Source organism: Lederbergia wuyishanensis (assembly GCF_022900255.1).
GTDB classification, from domain to species: domain Bacteria; phylum Bacillota; class Bacilli; order Bacillales; family Bacillaceae_C; genus Lederbergia; species Lederbergia wuyishanensis.
The window spans coordinates 34,655-52,514 of record NZ_JALIRM010000014.1 but is presented as its reverse complement, the minus strand read 5'-3'; the positions used below and the strand labels follow the sequence as shown (position 1 = coordinate 52,514).

The 17,860-nt window shown below is 35.8% G+C and carries 17 protein-coding genes; 7 read left to right on the top strand and 10 right to left on the bottom strand.

The annotated features are described in order from the left end of the window. Positions 1-132 precede the first annotated feature (132 nt). Positions 133-939 carry a glycoside hydrolase family 16 protein gene (locus tag MT489_RS18220; protein ID WP_244682998.1) on the top strand — a complete coding sequence of 269 codons (807 nt, stop codon included), beginning with the start codon at positions 133-135 and terminating at the stop codon, positions 937-939. A gap of 17 nt (positions 940-956) precedes the next feature. On the opposite strand, the gene MT489_RS18215 is transcribed toward MT489_RS18220, so the two are convergent. The 8 genes from MT489_RS18215 to MT489_RS18180 form a co-directional block, all read right to left on the bottom strand. Beyond that, complete coding sequence (locus MT489_RS18215) at positions 957-1,703, bottom strand: hypothetical protein (RefSeq protein WP_244682997.1); 747 nt, start codon at positions 1,701-1,703, stop codon at positions 957-959. A gap of 123 nt (positions 1,704-1,826) precedes the next feature. After that, on the bottom strand, positions 1,827-2,741 hold the full coding sequence (locus MT489_RS18210; protein WP_244682996.1) for an NERD domain-containing protein: 915 nt from the start codon (positions 2,739-2,741) through the stop codon (positions 1,827-1,829). A 286-nt stretch (positions 2,742-3,027) separates the two neighbouring features. Continuing rightward, positions 3,028-3,411 (bottom strand): glycine cleavage system protein GcvH, encoded by a 384-nt coding sequence (gene gcvH / locus MT489_RS18205; RefSeq protein ID WP_244682995.1) that lies wholly within the window; start codon positions 3,409-3,411, stop codon positions 3,028-3,030. A 71-nt stretch (positions 3,412-3,482) separates the two neighbouring features. After that, positions 3,483-3,842, bottom strand: coding sequence for an arsenate reductase family protein (locus MT489_RS18200; RefSeq protein WP_244682994.1), 360 nt, complete (start codon positions 3,840-3,842; stop codon positions 3,483-3,485). A gap of 166 nt (positions 3,843-4,008) precedes the next feature. After that, positions 4,009-5,793 (bottom strand): acyl-CoA dehydrogenase family protein, encoded by a 1,785-nt coding sequence (locus MT489_RS18195; RefSeq protein WP_244682993.1) that lies wholly within the window; start codon positions 5,791-5,793, stop codon positions 4,009-4,011. 46 nt (positions 5,794-5,839) lie between these two features. Continuing rightward, positions 5,840-7,015, bottom strand: coding sequence for an acetyl-CoA C-acetyltransferase (locus MT489_RS18190; RefSeq protein ID WP_244682992.1), 1,176 nt, complete (start codon positions 7,013-7,015; stop codon positions 5,840-5,842). A 123-nt stretch (positions 7,016-7,138) separates the two neighbouring features. Next, positions 7,139-9,523, bottom strand: a complete 2,385-nt coding sequence (locus MT489_RS18185; RefSeq protein WP_244682991.1) for a 3-hydroxyacyl-CoA dehydrogenase/enoyl-CoA hydratase family protein — start codon at positions 9,521-9,523, stop codon at positions 7,139-7,141. A 129-nt stretch (positions 9,524-9,652) separates the two neighbouring features. After that, the gene (locus MT489_RS18180) at positions 9,653-10,570 is read right to left on the bottom strand and encodes a proline dehydrogenase family protein (RefSeq protein ID WP_244682990.1); all 918 of its coding nucleotides are present in this window, start codon (positions 10,568-10,570) and stop codon (positions 9,653-9,655) included. A 122-nt stretch (positions 10,571-10,692) separates the two neighbouring features. Here MT489_RS18180 and MT489_RS18175 point away from each other — a divergent pair, with 122 nt between their 5' ends. From MT489_RS18175 to MT489_RS18155, 5 genes are all read left to right on the top strand, one after another. Next, positions 10,693-10,992: a hypothetical protein gene (locus MT489_RS18175; protein ID WP_370876421.1), complete on the top strand. Its 300-nt coding sequence runs from the start codon at positions 10,693-10,695 to the stop codon at positions 10,990-10,992. A 14-nt stretch (positions 10,993-11,006) separates the two neighbouring features. Beyond that, on the top strand, positions 11,007-11,342 hold the full coding sequence (locus tag MT489_RS18170; protein WP_244682989.1) for a spore coat protein: 336 nt from the start codon (positions 11,007-11,009) through the stop codon (positions 11,340-11,342). Between the two features lie 177 nt (positions 11,343-11,519). Further along, positions 11,520-13,031, top strand: coding sequence for a spore germination protein (locus MT489_RS18165; protein WP_244682988.1), 1,512 nt, complete (start codon positions 11,520-11,522; stop codon positions 13,029-13,031). 20 nt (positions 13,032-13,051) lie between these two features. After that, positions 13,052-14,134: a GerAB/ArcD/ProY family transporter gene (locus tag MT489_RS18160; protein ID WP_244682987.1), complete on the top strand. Its 1,083-nt coding sequence runs from the start codon at positions 13,052-13,054 to the stop codon at positions 14,132-14,134. Further along, positions 14,131-15,189: a Ger(x)C family spore germination protein gene (locus tag MT489_RS18155; protein WP_244682986.1), complete on the top strand. Its 1,059-nt coding sequence runs from the start codon at positions 14,131-14,133 to the stop codon at positions 15,187-15,189. Before MT489_RS18160 ends, MT489_RS18155 begins: the two co-directional genes overlap by 4 nt. A 222-nt stretch (positions 15,190-15,411) precedes the next feature. Here the strand turns inward: MT489_RS18155 and MT489_RS18150 are convergent, their stop codons facing one another. Next, a complete protein-coding gene (locus tag MT489_RS18150; RefSeq protein WP_244682985.1) occupies positions 15,412-16,581 on the bottom strand; it encodes an FtsW/RodA/SpoVE family cell cycle protein in 1,170 nt (389 codons plus the stop codon). Positions 16,582-16,866: 285 nt separating this feature from the next. Between MT489_RS18150 and MT489_RS18145 the strand changes: the two genes are divergently transcribed. Then, positions 16,867-17,184 carry a thioredoxin family protein gene (locus MT489_RS18145; RefSeq protein WP_244682984.1) on the top strand — a complete coding sequence of 106 codons (318 nt, stop codon included), beginning with the start codon at positions 16,867-16,869 and terminating at the stop codon, positions 17,182-17,184. Positions 17,185-17,254: 70 nt separating this feature from the next. Here MT489_RS18145 and MT489_RS18140 read toward each other — a convergent pair whose 3' ends face one another. Further along, the gene (locus MT489_RS18140; protein ID WP_244682983.1) at positions 17,255-17,860 is read right to left on the bottom strand and encodes a spore coat protein; all 606 of its coding nucleotides are present in this window, start codon (positions 17,858-17,860) and stop codon (positions 17,255-17,257) included.

Sequence of the window (17,860 nt, the reverse complement as noted above, 5' to 3'; positions counted from 1 at the left end):
TAAATCATAAATTACACATATTGAAAAAGAATCCCCCTCTATACATAATGCACGTAGCGTTTAAATTAATAAGAAGTATTGTCATTTTTTTGCTATTAATATTTTTTATTTTTATACCAAAGGAGAAGCATGATGTCTATATTTTTTATGAAGAAGGGTATGTATGTTTTAATTCTTTCTATTTTTATATCTCTCGTAACAGGTTGTGCGAATTCTGTGAGCAAGGAGGAAACGATAGCCATAAAAGCTAAGAAAAAAGAAGGGTGGAAGCTGACTTTTTCCGATAATTTCGAAGGGGAGAAGCTTGACCCTAAAAAATGGGCGCACGCACCAGAATGGACCAGACATAGTGGACAGTGGTCAGATCAAGAAGCTTTTTTAGATGGAAACGGGCATTTAATTATTCAAGTAAGTGAAAAAGATGGGAAATATTATTCAGGAGCTATAAGAACAAAAGACATTTTTGAGCAAGCATATGGCTATTATGAAATTCATGCCAAACTACCAAAGGAAGAAGGATTTTGGACTGCTTTTTGGCTAATGTCAAATTCAGTACATACAGTAGGCAATGATGGAAAAGACGGAACAGAAATAGATATATTTGAAACCCCTTTTGCAAAAAAAGGTGACTATATCCAACATGCATTACATTGGGATGGTTATGAGCAAAATCACAAAAGTGCTGGAGAAGTAGCCCATATCCCCGGAATTTATGAGGGCTACCACACTTTTGCATTGGAATGGAATAAAGATGAATACATTTTTTACATCGATGACCAAGAAACATGGCGTACATCAGCAGGTGGTGTTTCCCAATCACCCTCTTATTTAAAAATCACTGCCGAAGTCGGTGATTGGGCCGGGAATATCAAAAACGCCAACCTCCCCGCTCAGTTAGAAGTGGATTATGTAAGGGTTTATGAGAGAAAGAAGGATTGAGTTAATGATTGATGCCACTAAAATGGAAAAGAAAGTAAATTCTCGACCAAATCTACAGATTCACTATTTTCATTTGGAATTAGGATTGTTTTCTCGATAAAATCATGATCTCTACTATTTTCGTCGAGAATTACAGCGGGATTCTCGACCAAATCAACAGATTCACTATTTTCATCGGGAATTAGAGTTGTTTTCTCGATGAAATTGTCATCTCTAGTATTTTCGTCGAGAATTACAGCGGGGTTCTCGACCAAATCAACAGATTCACTATTTTCATCGGGAATTAGAGTTGTTTTCTCGATGAAATCATCATCTCTACTATTTTCGTCGAGAATTACAGCGGGATTCTCGACCAAATCAACAGATACACTATTTTCATCGGGAATTAGAGTTGTTTTCTCGATGAAATCATCATCTCTACTATTTTCGTCGAGAATTACAGCGGGATTCTCGACCAAATCAACAGATTCACTATTTTCATCGGGAATTAAAGTTGTTTTCTCGATGAAATCATCATCTCTACTATTTACATCGAGAATTACAGCGGGATTCTCGACCAAATCAACAGATACACTATTTTCATCGGGAATTAGAGTTGTTTTCTCGATGAAATCATCATCTCTACTATTTTCGTCGAGAATTACAGCGGGATTCTCGACCAAATCAACAGATTCACTATTTTCATCGGGAATTAAAGTTGTTTTCTCGATGAAATCATCATGTCTAGTATTTTCGTCGAGAATTAGAGCGTGATTCTCGACCAAGCCAGTAGATTAATTCTTTATGTTGTGAATCAATTACAATATTGTGGCCACATGAGAAGATTCCAGCTATATATTGTTCTGAATTGTTGCTAGTTTAAGATAGACAATATTAACCTTAGTAACTTACTCCTTTTTAATGTAATATGAAGATTTTGTCTTCCCAATTTGAATATATTTTTTCAATAAAATCTTTTGAATCGTTTCCTTGGTCTTTAATCCTTTACACCAATCGTATATATCACTAGTTGTAATTTTTCTGTCCGGAAAAAGAAGTCTAAATTCCTCAACACTTCTTAAAACTGCTGTATCGATATTTTCCATACCTCTACAATTTTTACATACTACCAAAGTTTTTTTACTTTCAATATTAAAAGAATAACAGGAAGCACACGTAATCCCTTTCCGCAGCTTTTCATAGCTATATTCCGGCAATCTTGTAAAAGGTGAATCTTCCTTATGTAGGGAAATGAGTTTGTGAGCTAACGTCTTATGGCGCTCGTTTGTTTTCGATGGTAATCTTCTCAACTTATCAATAAATCGATTTAGTTGGACTGGGTATATAATAGGTAGATTTCGTGGAGAGTTATATAAGTGGAAGTCAGGATTAACATACACGAGATAGGATTCGGCGGGGATATTATAACCGTGGTCTTGAAGCAGTCGCCGAAGGAGAAATTCACTTCTTTCGAGTCGGGGGACTGGATTTTGTATTTGGGTTCCATTAATGTAATACCATTTACCATCTTCGATAAAATAATCTCCTTCATAATTTTTAATCTCAATTACCAATATCGTTTTTTCAGCTAGTATCAACGAATCAATTTGGAAGTCCGTATTATTACTTTCCAAAAGTAATTCATTGAGAACTAGCCATTCTTTCGATAGTGCATCTATAAGCTCATCAAATAATAGCTCACCTTCAAAACCCTTTTCAAGATTAAAAAGTTGATTCATTTTCTCAGATGTTAACAACTGTCTACTATTCAAGGACCTATATACTTTCAACTCTTTACTTTCAACACGCTTTTTAATTGCCATTTTCCACATCCTTATTAGAGTAATTATCTTAATAGTAGGCAATATATCCTTTTTATTCAAGGAAAGCCAGTTGACATTACCACAGACCGTGGGAATTGTGTTTGTTCACTTGTCTTGTCGTGGGGAAAACCACATGAAGTATGTTAGAGAGTAGACTCTTATGTCAATACGAGAACCTCCCACAAACAACATATCTACAAAATTTCCACTTTGTTATCTTTGGAATATGGAGAAAAAGTACAAAAATACACCTCAGCCTCCAGCCTCGGTGTATCCTTATAGGTGATTATTCTTCGTTTGTCATTTTTTCATAATCTTCTGCGGTCATTAGGTTATCCATTTCGCTTAGATCAGATGGTTCAATGACAATCATCCAAGCTTTTTCGTATGGTGATTCATTTACGAATTCTGGGCTGTCATCAAGATCTTCGTTTACCGCAACTACTTTTCCGCTTAGTGGTGCATAAAGTTCGGAAACTGTTTTTACAGACTCTACACTTCCAAACGGCTCGTCCGCTGTGACTTCATCTCCTACTTCAGGAAGTTCAACGAAAACAATATCTCCAAGCTCTGATTGTGCAAAATCAGTAATTCCAATTCTAACTTGTCCATCTTCTACTTTTACCCACTCATGTTCTTCTGAATAACGCAATTCTTTCGGTGTGTTCATCTAGATCCCTCCATGATATCATCTATTATTAATGTACAAAAACGAAATGGCTAAATCAAGAAATCATTCTTTTATTTAAGCCAAGTTTTTTCATATTCGTCTTCTTTAAATCCAACAGTAACTTTATGCCCATCCGTAACTAAAGGACGCTTTATAAGCATTCCATCACTGACAAGTATATCTAATAATTCCTTTTCTGAAGCAGTCCCCATTATATCTTTCAACCCAAGTTCTCTATATTTGTTTCCACTCGTATTGAAAAATTTCTTCAGTTCTAAATGACTGCTTTTATAAATATTCTTCATTTCCTCACTAGATGGAGGATTTTCAACAATATGTATTTCAGTATAATCAATTTGATGACTATCCAACCATTTTTTAGCTTGACGGCAAGTGCCGCATTTTGGATAGCAATAAAAACGTAAACCCAATCTTTATTTCCCTCCTATACATCATTGTATTCATTATAACATAAAAATAATTATAATATAAAGAGTCTCCCTATTTAGTTCACATTATAGTTATATTTAATAATGTTATGATTCAAAAAAAAAGAGAGCATCGATCCTCTTTCGATCCTCCCCTTTAAATACCTATTTATACTACAAATCTTTCTGCATCAATTAATCTTTCAGCGGCTTCTCGCTTTTTAGCTATTACATTAATTGGTGTGTGGCGTATCAACTTACGTAGAGCGGAATTCATCATTCTGAACATATCGCCTTCTTCTATTGCGGCTAGGCATTCTCTTGCAAGTTGTTCCACCTTAACAATAGAGTCCTGGCAAAATATTTGAGTATAAAGCAGTTTTTGAGAACTTTTTTCAAGTCCAACCTTAGATATTGATTTTTCAGTCCGCAGCATTGATGATTCCATCGAATATGCATAAGAAACAATGTCAGCGAGCTTTGCTAAAATTTCTTGTTCCTTTTCTAGTGCCTGGCCGTATTTTTGAGCAGCAAGTCCTGCAATCATAAGTGCAACCTTTTTTGTTCCTCTAATTAAATACTTTTCTTGTTCAAGCGAAGCGTCTCCAGGTTCTTCAGGCATGAGCATCATTAATTCTTCTTGTAGGGTTTGTGCCTTTTCTAAAAGTGGAAGTTCTCCTTTAAATGCTTTCCGTAAAAAAGTTCCTGGAACAAGCAAGCGGTTTATTTCATTTGTCCCTTCAAAAATACGGTTTATACGTGAATCACGATAGGCTCTTTCAATCTCGTATTCTTGCATATAACCGTAACCGCCATGAATTTGAACGCCTTCGTCGACAACATGGTCAAGAACTTCCGAGGCAAACACCTTATTCAATGAGCATTCAATCGCATATTCAGCAATGGAACTTGCTACATCCGTACCATTTTTAATTTGTTCCTCCGTCAATTGGCTCATTCGATCTTCAAACAGACCTACAGTCCGATAAACAGAGCTTTCTGCAGCATACAGTTCTGCACCAAGTGTCCCGAACTTTTCCTTCGTTAAATTAAATTGTGAGATTGGCGTTTTAAATTGCTTCCGTTGGTTTGCATATTGGATAGTTATTTCAAGTGCCCGCTTTGAACCACCTACAGCACCTACTCCTAGCTTGTAGCGACCAATATTTAAAATATTGAATGCAATTCGGTGTCCTTTTCCAACCTCTCCAAGCAAATTCTCAACGGGAACCTGTGCATCTTCCAAAATTAGAGTTCGCGTTGATGAACTTTTAATTCCCATTTTCTTTTCTTCAGCACCAGTCGAAACCCCTGGGAAATCACGCTCTACAATAAAAGCAGAGAAATGTTCACCATCAATTTTTGCATACACGATAAAGACATCGGCAAAGGCTGAATTCGTAATCCACTGTTTCTCTCCATTTAATAAGTAATGCGTTCCGGCTTCGTTTAATTTCGCATTTGTCTTTGCTCCAAGGGCATCGGAACCTGAGCCCGGTTCAGTTAATGCATAAGCAGCTAGTTTTTCACCTGTTGCAAGTGCAGGCAAATATTTATTCTTTTGCTCCTCATTACCAAAAAGAACGATTGGAAGAGAACCAATTCCAACATGAGCACCATGAGAAATGGAAAACCCGCCGGCTCTTGACATTGCCTCGGAAATTAGCGACGAACTTACTTTATCAAGTCCTAGCCCGCCATATTCCTCTGGAACATCTGCTCCAAGCAAGCCTAATTCACCCGCTTGTTTTAATAGTTCAACAGAATAATCAAACTCTTGGTTTTCTAATTTATCTACAATAGGTAAAACTTCATTAGCGACAAAATCTTCACTCGTTTTGTATATCATTTTATGTTCATCAGTGTAATCTTCAGGTGTAAACATTTGGTCCGAAGAAATATCTTCGATTAAAAAAACTCCGCCTTTAATCAGCTTTCCAGTTTTACTTTCCATCGTTTTCCCTCCCGATTAATCTTTTCACTGCAAGTAGTAAATCGTCTTATATTAGCTCAAACACTCCAGCTGCCCCCATTCCTCCACCTATACACATTGTAACTACACCAAATTGAACATTCCTGCGCTTCATTTCGTGAGCAAGTGTCAATGTTAACTTCGTTCCAGTGCATCCAAGTGGGTGTCCTAGGGCTATCGCACCACCGTTCACGTTCACAATTTCCTCATCTAATCCTAAATGACGGATGACTTGTATGGATTGAGAAGCAAAGGCTTCATTTAATTCAAAAAGACCAATATCAGACAGCTCCAGGCCAGCCATTTTTAAAGCCTTGGGAACTGCCTCTACTGGGCCAATTCCCATTATTTCTGGTGCAACTCCAGCTACGGCAAAAGATCTAAATTTAACCAGTGGCGAGAGTCCTAAAGAATTAGCTTTTTCTCTGTCCATAACCATAACAGCTGCTGCACCATCGCTCGTTTGCGATGCATTTCCTGCGGTAACCGTACCATTAACTGAGAAAGCTGGACGGAGGGTTGAGAGAATCTGCATATTTGTGTCAGGACGGACACCCTCATCTATCTTAAATTCAATTCTTTTTTCCTCTAATTTGTTATCGGCATTTACAGAACGGGATACAACATCGACGGGTACGATTTCTTCATCAAATTTCCCCTCAGCAATTGCTCGAGCTGCTTTTTGATGACTTCTTACAGCGAACGCGTCTTGATCTTCACGTGTTATATTAAATCTTTTAGCCACTTCTTCTGCCGTATGTCCCATTCCCATATAATATTCCGGCATACTCTCAGCAATTTTAACGTTTGGTCGAACGACATGCCCCATCATTGGTACGAGACTCATTGATTCAGCTCCACCGGCAATAATAGTGTCCGCGTTCCCTAACATAATTCTTTCTGCTGCATACGCAATCGATTGTAAACCAGATGAACAATAGCGATTAATTGTAATGGCAGGTACAGTATTCGGAAGTCCCGCAAGCACTCCAATATACCTTGCCATGTTCATCCCTTGTTCTGCTTCAGGCATTGCACACCCGATAATTAAATCATCAATATTTCCTTCATAATCCCCCGCTCTTTTTAATGTTTCTTTAACTGCAATTGCTCCTAAATCATCTGGACGCATATGGGCTAGTGTCCCTTTTTTCGCCCTTCCTACAGGTGTCCTTGCTCCTGCAACTATTACTGCTTCTCGCATGGTATCCCCCACTTTCAATCTAGTATTTGAGTGGTTTTCATTCTTCAAGAAGATTACTTCAATTTCCTTTTAACTAAAAATTTCAACATGACTTTTTGCTCTTAGTAGTTTTTCATTTTCACTTTAGTTTCTTAATGGTTTTCCTTTTACAAGCATATGCTGCATGCGTTGTTGAGATTTCGGCTCTGCTATTAAACTTAAAAAAGCTTCACGTTCTAAATCTAGCAAATATTGCTCGTCAACTTCTGTTCCAAAAGGCAGTTTTCCTCCCGCGATGACATAAGCAAGTTTTTTTGCTATTTTCATATCATGATCGGAAATATAGCCTGATAGATGCATAGCTTCCGCACCTAGCAAAAGAGTTGCATAGCCTGTTTCACCAGTAACAGGAATTTTTCTCCTAGCTGGCGGTTTGTACCCTTGCTCATCTAAAGCAAGAACTGCCTGTTTCGCATCAAATAATAGGTGATCTCCATTTACACTAATTCCGTCACGAGCATTTAAGAAATGATTTACTCTTCCTTCCTCTGCTGAAGTAGAGACATTTGCCATAGCGATTGTTTCAAAAACGCGGTTTGCAACTTTCTGTAAATCAATTTCCAATCCGTCTGGCATTTCGTTCAACAGCTTCAAATACAACTCCTTGTTTCCACCACCGCCGGGAATGAGTCCAACTCCTGTTTCAACAAGCCCGATATAAGTCTCCATTGACGCCTGAATATGAGCACATGGAAGACACACTTCTGCTCCTCCACCGAGTGTCATTCCAAATGGTGCTGCGACAACTGGCTTCTTACTATACTTAATTCTCATCATCGCCTTCTGAAATTGACGCACCACCGTATCAATTTCAAAAATATCATCATCTTGGGCAGCCATTAAGATCATCGCTAAGTTAGCACCAACACAAAAGTTCTTTCCCTGATTCCCAATAACAAGACCTTTATAATTTTTTTCCGTTTCATCTATCGCGTAATTGATCATCTGGATAATATCAAATCCAATTGCATTGTTTGGTGACTGGAATTCAAGTAAAAGAACTTCATCTCCAATATCTATTAAATTGGCACCACTATTTTTTTTAAGTACTTTTCCTTCCTTTTTTAACCGTTGAAGGTCAACTTCTTTTGGATTTCTAATAACTTCTTTATATTCTCCATTAGAAAAATAAAACTTACGACCTTCTTCCTCTCTATAAAATGATGTATTACCTGCTTTAAGCATCTCTTTAACCCATGAAGGAACTTGAATACCTTGTTCTTCCATTTTTTCAACCGATTTCTCAACACCAATAGCGTCCCATGTCTCAAAAGGTCCTAATCTCCAGCCAAAACCCCATTTCATCGCATTATCAATCGAATAAATAGTTTCTGCAATTTCTCCCAAAAGCTTTGCAGAAATCGCAAGGACTGGAGCCATAATATTCCAAAGCAGTTTTCCAGCTTTATCATCCGAATATACAAGCGCTTTCATTTTTTGTGCTGTCCCTTTTGCCTGCTTCGCCATTTCTATTCCTGGTGTCTTCAAGCTTTTTCTAAGTTCGTATTCAAAAGTATCTGGGTTCAATTCCAAAATATCTTTTCCTTTTTTCAAATAAAACCCTTGACCAGACTTACTGCCAAGCCACTCTTTTTCATTCATTTTTTTCATAAATTCAGGTACTTCAAAAACTTGTTTTTCTTCACCATCAATTTGCTCATAGACATTATTCGCGACATGGATGAATGTATCGAGCCCGACAACATCTAATGTACGGAAGGTGGCACTTTTTGGACGTCCAATTAAAGTACCAGTAATTGAATCGACTTCTCCAATACTGAATCCACCTTTTAACATTTCACGAACCGTCACAAGTAATCCATACGTTCCGATTCGGTTAGCAATAAAATTCGGGGTGTCTTTTGCGATAACAACGCCTTTTCCTAAAATATCTTCGCTAAATTGTTTCATAAATTCTAGCACTTGGGGATTTGTTTTTTCGGTCGGGATGATTTCCAACAACTTTAAATATCGGGGAGGGTTAAAAAAGTGTGTGCCTAAAAAGTTTTCTTGGAAATCCTCTGATCGTCCTTCCACCATTGCGTTGACGGAAATTCCAGATGTATTGGAACTTACGATCGATCCATCTTTCCTATACTTATCGACCATTTCAAACACTTTCTTTTTGACATGGAGGTTTTCAACAACAACTTCAATAATCCAATCAACTTCTGATAATTTTTCCAAGTCGTCTTCCAGATTGCCAACACTAATGTAAGATAAGCGATCTTTATGTGTAAGAGGTGCAGGCTTTTGTTTCAACAAACCAGCAAGCGCTGAACTTGTCATACGGTTTCGGACTGCCTTATCTTTCAATGACAGCCCTTTTGCTATTTCTTCCTTAGTTAATTCTTTAGGAACAATATCAAGCAACAATACTGGAATGCCAACATTTGCAAGATGTGCTGCAATTCCAGAGCCCATAACTCCTGATCCAATTACTGCAGCTTTTTTAATGCTGAACGCCAAAAGTAACTCCCCCTCTATTTTTTGAATGAATACTCATTCATTTTTTCGGTAAAAAAATTACTCACGAATGAGTATATAATTATTATTAATATATCGAAAATATTCTTTATGTGCAATCTTTTAATCTATTTATTTTTTGAATATTCCTTTCAATACAAAGGCGACGTTTGCCGGTCTTTCTGCTAATCTGCGCATGAAGTATCCATACCAGTCAGTTCCGTACGGGACATAAACCCTCATATTATATCCTTCTTTAGCAAGTTCAAGCTGACGTTCGGATCTAATCCCATAGAGCATTTGAAATTCAAATAAGTCGCGTTCAATTTGTTGTTCGGATACAAACTGTTTAGTGTATTCAATGATCGTGTCATCATGTGTGGCTACAGCGGTAAAATTCCCATTAAATAGATGTGTAGCAATGAGTTTTTTATAGTTTCCATCTACATCTTCTTTTACAGGATAAGCAACCTCGGCAGATTCTTTATATGCCCCTTTTACAAGACGTAAATTAGGAGAATAATCATCCAAATCGTTTAAATCTTGTTCGGTACGATATAAATAAGCTTGTAAAACAGTCCCAATATTTTTATATTCCGACTTTAGTAATTTAAATATCTGCAATGTTTTTTCACATCGAGAATAGTCTTCCATGTCAATTGTTACAAACACGTTGTTTTCAAGAGCTGCATTCATAATTCTTCGCATATTATGAAGAACAAGCTTGTCAGATATATCCAGTCCCATCGACGTGAGCTTTAATGATAATTGTGAATGTAGTCCTTCTTTTCGAATAGCTTGGATAGCCTTTATCGAATTATCTGCCATTTCATTTGCTTCTTTTTCAGTATCCACGAATTCCCCTAAATAATCGATCGTGACAGTTAATCCTTTACTATTTAAATCCTTTATCACGTTAACAGCTTCTTCTATCGTTTCTCCCGCTACAAACTTAGATGCTCCAAAGTGAAGCCCGTATTTTTTTGCCATTCTCGTTAGGAATCTATTTTTTGACAAAAATAAAAAGAATGTCCGCATCAATTTCTCCATGATTCATTTCTCCCCTAATGTCGTTGTTGTAACCGCTTTTATTTTATCATTTTTTATTCCGTACATAAAAAGAAATTGAACAGGCATGATAAAAAAAGTAATAATTATGAGGAGGTAAATACATGCAAAATCAGCAAATGAACCAACAAATGCAAAATCAACAAAACATGATGCAGCAAAATCAACAGCAACATATGCAACAACCACCCCATGTCATTACGACGAAGGATTTTGCCTACATTAATGATATGTTGGCATGGAATCTTCTTGTGATGAAGAAAGCACATTTTGCTGCAACCCAATGTCAGGATCAACAAATCAAATCCCAACTAGATGCCTGTGGTCAAATGCATCAAAAACACTATATGAAAATTCTTGGACACTTAGAGGAAAAACAACATAACAATTCAATAATGCAATAAACAGGAGGCATACAATGCAAAATCAAAATAAAATTCAAAATCCATCTACACAAATTCCAAAAACACCACAAATGAACGATCGAGATTTTCTAAATGATATGCTTTCTACAGAAAAATACATGACCCAAGCTTATACTACTGCCCTCCACGAGGCGAGCCATCAACATTTATATGGTGATTTATTATTAATCTTTAATGAGACCCAACAAATGCAGAGAGATCTATATAATCTCATGTTCCAAAAAGGCTGGTATAAATTGGAGGCACAAGATACTCAAAAAATTCAACAGTCATACCAGCAACACACTGGTTACACAGATCAATTCCCTTATAGTGGTCAAGTGCAATAATATTTAAATGATGCAAACAACCCCAAGTTTGCATCTTTTTCTATTTTGGCCTTTCTGCAGCACCAATTTTATGAAGTCAAATAACACATAAGGCGTCTTTCGCTTTTCTTTTTTCGCATATTTTATGTAAACACGGGCACAAATAAATTAAACACACATATAAGAAGGGATGATTAAATGGCTTTGTTCCCTAAAAAACAAAAAAAGTTTTCTACTAGTATTGTTAACCCCAAAAAATCCCTTCCTGAGATTATTGAACAATTAAGGAAATCAAAAGATTTTAAGCAATCAGAAGCAATTAATGAACAGACAAACACATCATTTCAAGTCTTATTTATATCTACTTTGATTGATGACGAAATTATCCAAAAGGATTTGATGCCTTACTTACTATATGGACAATTTCAAACGCTAAAAGATTTAAAGTATTTGATTCCATCACGTGATTGCATAATAACATCAGAGACGGATGAAATTGAGCAAAAATTACTTACTGGATGCATAATGATTAGGCTAAAATCTAACGACGACACTGTTGCATTATTACCCGCAACAGCTGAAGTCGGTCGAGAAGTTTCACCTTCCGAGGTAGAGTTTACAGTAGGAGGACCAAAAGAAAGCTTCGTAGAGTCAATTGAAAAGAACCTCAATTTAATCAGAAAAAGGCTTCCAATAAAAGAGCTTGTTATCGAAGAAGTGATTGTAGGCACCTTAACAAAAACTAGGGTAGCAATCATTTATATTGATGGTCTTACAAATATGGAAGATATAAATACTGTTAAGGAAAGAATCGAGAATATCAACTTTGATCAAATCCAAGATAGTTCATATCTAGAAGAAATGATAGCAGATAATAAAAATTCTCCATTTCCTCAGCTTTTAAATAGTGAAAGACCTTTAAAAGTCATATCGTCATTAGCTGAAGGAAAGGTTGCGGTAGTTATGGACGGATCTCCTTTTGCTATCATGGGGCCATCATCTGTGATGTCTTTTTTCAGTTCCGCGGAAGATTATTTAATGAATTGGGGGGTCGCTTCCTTTATTCGTATTCTAAGAATAATAGGTGTAATGGCTTCTGTATTTGCAACTCCTATGTACGTCGCGATTTTAACGTATCATCCTGAAATCATACCGAAGGATTTAATGGCATCGATTGTTAGTTCCAGGAAGCACGTCCCTTTTCCACCTTTTGTAGAAGCTTTGTTTCTAGAGATCACGATTGAATTACTACGTGAAGCAGGAGCTCGCCTCCCAACTAAAGTCGGGCAAACAATCGGTATTGTAGGCGGTATCGTTCTTGGAACTGCTTCCGTAGAAGCTAGCCTGACAAGTAATGTATTGTTAATTCTAGTGTCAATCGCAGCATTGGCCTCATTTACTACTCCTGTTTATAAAATAGGCACGACAATACGATTAATTCGTTTTCCTTTTTTATTATTTGCCCAATTATTGGGGTTTTTAGGAATTGTCATCAATGTTTGTATTATCTTAGCGCATCTAATTCAATTAAAATCACTAGGAAGACCTTATTTGGAGCCCATTTATCCACCAAGACTTACTGATTTAAAAGATTCTTTCGTGAGATTTCCTTTTTATAAGGGACAAATGCGCCCAGGGTATTTACAAAGCAAAAAGCCAGTTCGTTTTCAAACAAATAAGGAGAATCAAAACAAAGACATCGATGAATGAATTAATGGGAGGACGTATTAATGAGCAGTACCTCAAAGGGAATGCAACTTGCTCCATATCTCGTTTTTTTCCTAGTCCATTCGATGCAAATTGGAATTGGCGTCCTCGGATACCAAAGGCAAATCTCAAAAACTGCTGGCTACGATACATGGATTTCTGTCCTACTTGCTTGTGTAATTTCACATATTGTCCTTTTTATTATCTATAAGATTGCAGAGATTGGAAAAGGTGATTTAAATGATACACATACCTTCACGTTTGGAAGAATCTTGGGAGGATTTTTCAATATTGTTTTCTCCTTTTATTTCATCGCAATCGTTATTGGTGTAATTCGTTCTTACATTGAAATTTTGCAAATTTGGCTCTTTCCAGATTTAAGAGTTTTTTGGTTTACTTTTATCATTGTACTTTTGGCGATATATGTTGTTAATGGTGGGATTAGAACTGTTACTGGGATTGCTTTTTATAGTATAATCATCCCCTTTTACTTATATTTTGCCTTTCTGTTTGCAGTACCTTATTCAGACTATAGTGACTTTCTGCCCGTTCTTCATCATTCCTTTAAAGATATTTTCAAAGCAACCGGGCAATTGGCCATAAGCTATTTAGGGTATGAGACTCTACTTTATTATTACCCTTTTATCCAAAATCCTAAAAAATCTAAGAAATGGGCTCATCTTGCATTATTATTTACATGTTTTATTTATCTATATATTACATTTATCTCCTTCGGCTATTACAGTGAACCTCAGCTTCAACATATTATTTGGGCTACATTGTCTATTTGGAAAATAGTAAAGCTTTCTTTCATGTGGAGGTTTGAATATATCGGAATTGCTACATGGTTCTTCGCCATTCTTCCAAATATTTGCATACCTCTCTGGTGTGCCAGCAGAATCATGAAAAAAACATTCAAAATGACCCAACGCAGCGCATTAATTTGGATTTCTGCGTTACTCTTATTTTTAGTTCCTTTATTACAAACAAGACAGCAAATTTATAATTTTCTTTCTCTTATTAATAAAGCAGGCATTTTTCTTAATTTTATTTATATTCCACTTTTATTAGTGATTGTTATTATTGTAAAGAAGGTGAAGAAATGAAAAAGCTATTTATCCTTTTCATCTTTATTCCTGTATTGTCTGGGTGTGTACAGACTAGAGTCATTGATAATATAACATTAGTTAACGCCGGAGGAATTGATTACGTTGATGGAGAAGACATTAGAATCACCGCGTTGTTTACGCTATACAATGAACAAAAACAAGCTGAAGATAAAAATATTACCATGACTATGCACCATGATGCAGGTATTATTGACCATTTATCTAGGGAAGCTACAGCCCCAGTGTTAATTGGAGGTCTTGATATCCTCGTGATTGATATGAAGACAGCAAAAACGGGGATATTTCCAATCATTGATACTTTACAAAGGGAACCGAGTGTAGGTTCACGTCTTTATTTATCAATTTCAGATACCTCAGCAAACGAATTACTATTAGGTAATTATGGTTCGGAAGGAAATGCAAAATTTATATCTAATATGATTGAATCTAATATTAAGAATCGTGACATTCCTAGAACAAACTTACATATGTTTGCATCAGACTTTTTCCAAAAAGCTAAAGATGCTTACCTTCCCATATTAAAAAAAGTGGAACAAGATAAAATAAAAATAGACGGACTCGGAGTTTTTTCTAAGGATAAATTAGTCTATAAAATTCCATCGGATGATATGTTTTACTTTAAATTATTAGTTGATAAGCACAACAAAGGGAGCCTAGATGTAAAAATAAAAGATAAAGGAGCAACAATACAAAACATAAGATCACGATCCTCTATAAAAACTAATATGAAAACAATGACAGTAGATATTCACTATAATATGACAGGCATTATTACAAAATATACCGGTAAAAAATTGAAGCGTGAATTTATTGGAGAATTAACTAAAAATACCGAAAGAAAAATTGAAAGGAAGCTCAACCAATTGTTAACCGACTTTCAGAATCATGGCGTTGATCCTGTTGGAATCCAACGAAAATTCATCCAGCAAAACAGAAATTTTAACCATAAAAGATGGGAAGAGGAATATAAAAATATAACATTTAATATCCATTCGAAAGTCACGATATCTGAATCTGGCACACTTGAGTAAGGTATATAGGAGAATATTTTTTAAAACAACTATGTATTCGGAGCTTTTGCCTGGGTTACGAATTGACTTAATTACGGCAATTTTTATCTTGCTACGAATTCATTATTCGAGGTGAAAACAAAAAACACAAAATCCTTATTTTTTCCCTGTCCGAATGAGTTCAATTAGATAGAAATCCTTGATTAATAGTAAATAAAAAGGCAGCCCACTCGGACCGCCTTCTTAGTCATCTGAAAACATATATTTTTTATAATGATATCGAATTGAAAGAATTATTCCAACCGCCATCATGTTACCAAGTAAAGCACTTCCCCCATAGCTTATAAAAGGTAATGGAATTCCAGTAATCGGTACTAAACCTATAGTCATGCCAATATTTTCAAATACGTGGAACGCAAGCATAGCAACAACGCCTGCACAAATATATGAATAAAAAGGATTTTTTGTCTCTATTCCTGTTTTCGTAATTTGATAGATAAGCATAAAAAATAAACTGATGACAATACTTCCACCAATAAACCCAAATTCTTCTCCTATTGTACTGAAAATAAAGTCAGAATGGGCTTCTGGCATATATACTTCTCCATGCTTGTACCCTTTTCCAGTCGTTTGACCTGATCCGACTGCTAGTAGTGATTTAACTAACTGAAAACTTTCATCGGAGCGATAAGAATAGGGATCTAGCCAGGAATAAATTCTTTTATATTGATGATCTGCTAAAATTCCTTTTAACAGTTCGTGTTGAAATATTGCTATATACAACACTCCACCAACTATAACTGCCATGGATGAAAAAAGAGGGAATAATATTTTCCAAGAAATCCCGGATACTAGAATAATCGCTAATAATATACATCCAAACACAAGTGCAGTTCCCAAATCTGGTTGTTTAAGGATAACAGCGGCAGGAATTGCTGTTAAGATACCTAATTTAATCAACAGCCAAAAATCTGTTTTTATTGTTTTGTTAATAAATTTTAGATTATGGCTAGCCGTTATTTTCGCAAGCACAATGATTGTAAAAACTTTCATAAATTCTGATGGTTGAATGGCACCTGCCTTTGGAATAACGTACCAACTTTTAGCACCATTTCTAATCGGAGTAAAATCACTTTCAGGAGAAAAATACAATCCAATTAACGATAATAAACATATTCCGTACGTATACCATGCAATCTTCTTCATCTGATCCGAATCCAGTTGCACAATTACAATTACAGCTACCGTACTAATGACATACCACATTATTTGGTCAATTACAAAGTTACGATTACCATATTGTCCAGTTTTTTGGGCACTATATATAGTAATTAAACTAACTATAGTCAGTAACATTAATGTTAAAATAAGACCGTAATCTATTTTTGGTAATGGTTTTTTTTGAGAAGTCATCACTTCGTCTCCTCTATATTAATAGGCTTTGTTAAATTTGCTTTTATTTTTGTAAAACTTCAGTGGAAGTATGTTGAATGAAACTTAAAGAGAGTTCCGAATTTACCTAATTGAAGCAAAAGGAAAGCAACTTAAGAATAACCCTTAGTCATCTTATCATTATACTGAATGAAACTAAATATAAAAAGAAGCAATTTGTGGTTTTCACAATATTGACGGAATGCTTGAAAATTGAATTGATTGTTTTTACCTTATAAGATAAAGATAACAAAAGGAGGGATATATATGGAAGAAATTAAAAGTAAAGAACAATTTGAAGAGGTTATTTCTAGCAATGAACCTGTCATTGTAAAGTTTGAGGCTGGTTGGTGCCCGGATTGTAAACGAATGGATATGTTTATCGGGGACATCGTAGAAGCAAATCAACAGTACACATGGTATCAGATTAACCGAGATAATTTTCCTGAAATCGCCGAAAAATATTCTGTCATGGGTATACCAAGTTTGCTTATCTTCCAAAACGGAGAAAAAAATGCACACTTGCATAGTGCAAACGCTAAATCACCAGAACAAGTAAATGAATTTCTTGAAAGTGTTAAATAAGATATTTTTTAAGCCAGGTTATCTATAAAAAGATACCTGGCTTTTTAAATCTATATTCTTTCTAAAATGCTTATTGCAGATGTTGTTGTTGTGGCATTGTACTTGAATCTCCCATATAGGGGAATTGCTGTACCGTCTGATACATTCCACCAACAGCTTGAATTGCCTCATTTGTAGCTGGCGATAAAGGGTAATATCCTTTTTCCATCATATATTCCCATATTTCGTAGCTATGGCGACTACTGTTAAGAAAAGCATTTTCTAAAAATGTTCTTAGCGTAGGATTTGCACACTCTAAAACGGAAGCAGCATAATTTTTAGCTGCAGCCTTTTGATTTAATAAATAAGCAGTTGCAATTTCTCGATCATTATGAGTCTCAGCATTCGTGCGAGGAGCCGTTGCTTGCGCCAAATTGGTTGGTGTTTGTGTGTAGTTATTTAGCTTAGGTGTTAAAGTATCCGGCTGAAATTTTGAAATATCAGGTGTTGTTGCATTTTGCACAAACTCCACTTTTAAATTGTAATCCTCAATATGTTTCGGATAATGTTTTTGAAGCAATGATTTTAAGTTAGGATCTTGCGCCTGATTAATAAATGTACCCATGCAAGTAACAGTATTAAAACAACTTGCAATCAACTCACTTAATTCATGTAATTCATGCGATGCTAGTTGCAT